Origin of the sequence: Isoptericola sp. NPDC057391, from assembly GCF_042668085.1 — a bacterium.
Classification (GTDB): domain Bacteria; phylum Actinomycetota; class Actinomycetes; order Actinomycetales; family Cellulomonadaceae; genus Isoptericola.
In genome coordinates, this window is sequence record NZ_JBHVBO010000339.1 from 1 (window position 1) to 1,310 (window position 1,310).

At 72.2% G+C, this 1,310-nt stretch carries 2 protein-coding genes; one reads left to right on the forward strand and one right to left on the reverse strand.

Annotation, left to right across the window (positions count from 1 at the left end):
* Window positions 1–57: 57 nt before the first annotated feature.
* Window positions 58–543: a DUF4870 domain-containing protein gene (locus ACFUVW_RS20855; protein ID WP_430573202.1), complete on the reverse strand. Its 486-nt coding sequence runs from the start codon at window positions 541–543 to the stop codon at window positions 58–60.
* 120 nt (window positions 544–663) lie between these two features.
* Between ACFUVW_RS20855 and ACFUVW_RS20860 the strand changes: the two genes are divergently transcribed.
* Complete coding sequence (locus ACFUVW_RS20860; RefSeq protein ID WP_430573203.1) at window positions 664–1,239, forward strand: DUF4282 domain-containing protein; 576 nt, start codon at window positions 664–666, stop codon at window positions 1,237–1,239.
* The last annotated feature ends 71 nt before the right edge of the window (window positions 1,240–1,310 follow it).

Below are 1,310 nucleotides of genomic sequence, written 5' to 3' on the forward strand. Positions count from 1 at the left end.
CTCCTCAAACAGCCCGTTTGAGGAGCAAGTCAGCACGCTCGATTCCCGCGGGGTGGGTCAGGAGATCAGGCGGATGTTGAGCGGGTAGCGGTACGCCTCGTGCCGGTTCACGGCGACGGAGGCGAGGATCGCGAACACGATCGACGAGACCCACACCGCGAACAGGATCGCCCATCCGATCAGCAGGAACACGGTGATCCAGCCGACGACGTAGCCGATGAGCAGCGTGATCTGGAAGTTCAGCGACTCCTTGGCCTGGTCGCCCACGTACGCGCTGCGGTCGCGCAGGAACAGCCAGATCAGCAGCGGGGTGAGGAACCCCAGGAGGCCGAGGCTGAGCAGGGACAGCACCGGCGGCCCCAGGTGGGCGATCAGCGCCCACGTGCGCTCGTCCGACGGCGAGAGCGGCTGCGGCCCGTACCCGTACGGGGGCTGGCCGCCGTAGGGCGGCTGGCCCGGGGGAGGGCCGCCGTAGGGCGGCTGGCCGGGGGGCGGGCCCGCCGGTGGCTGCTGCGGCGGCGGTCCGTACGGCGGGGTGCTCATAGGCCCATCCTCGCGCATCTGCGGTGGTCACGTGCGGTGGCGGAGGCGTTCGGGTGCGGCCAGAGTGGGCGAAGGCGCCGACCCCGCCGGGTGCGTCGCCCGGACTACTCAGGAGGAACCATGAGCGAGAACACGCCGCAGCAGCCCGGCGACCCGCACGAGCCGCCGCAGCAGCCGGGGTACCAGCCCCCGCCGGGCCGGTCGGCCTCGCAGCCGCCGTACGGGCAGCAGCCGCCCGCCGGCCCGCCGCCGCACGGCGGCCAGCCGCCCTACGGCGACCAGCCCTACGCCGAGCAGCAGCAGCCGTACGAGGGGCGGATGCCGGACCCCGGCCTGTACCCGGGCTCCGAGTACCCGCCGGACCGGTCGGCAGGGCCGGTCACGCCCGGCGGCGAGGGCAGCGGGTTCCTGGGGGCGCTGTTCGACTACTCGTTCAGCCGGTACATCACGCCCAGCGTGGTGAAGGTCGTGTACATCATCGTGACGGTGCTGGTCGCGCTCGCGTGGCTGGGCGGGATCGTCGCGGCGTTCCAGGCGTCCGTGTGGGCGGGGATCCTCTACCTCGTGTTCGGGTGGATCATCGCGCTCGTGTACCTGGCGCTCGCCCGCATCACGCTGGAGTTCTTCGTCGCCGTCATCTCGGTGTCCCAGAAGGTCAACGCCTACGCGGAGCGCGACGGCATCAGGACGCGCTGACCGCCGCGCCGGGCGGCCTCACGCCGTCACGCCGTCACGAAGTCGATCAGCTCCTCGACCCGGCCCAGCAG

What these genes read in the sequence shown, in the direction of transcription:
- ACFUVW_RS20860 (WP_430573203.1), top strand. Translation starts at nt 664, where the DNA reads ATGAGCGAGAACACGCCGCAGCAGCCCGGCGACCCGCACGAGCCGCCG.
- ACFUVW_RS20855 (WP_430573202.1), bottom strand. Translation starts at nt 543, where the DNA reads ATGAGCACCCCGCCGTACGGACCGCCGCCGCAGCAGCCACCGGCGGGC.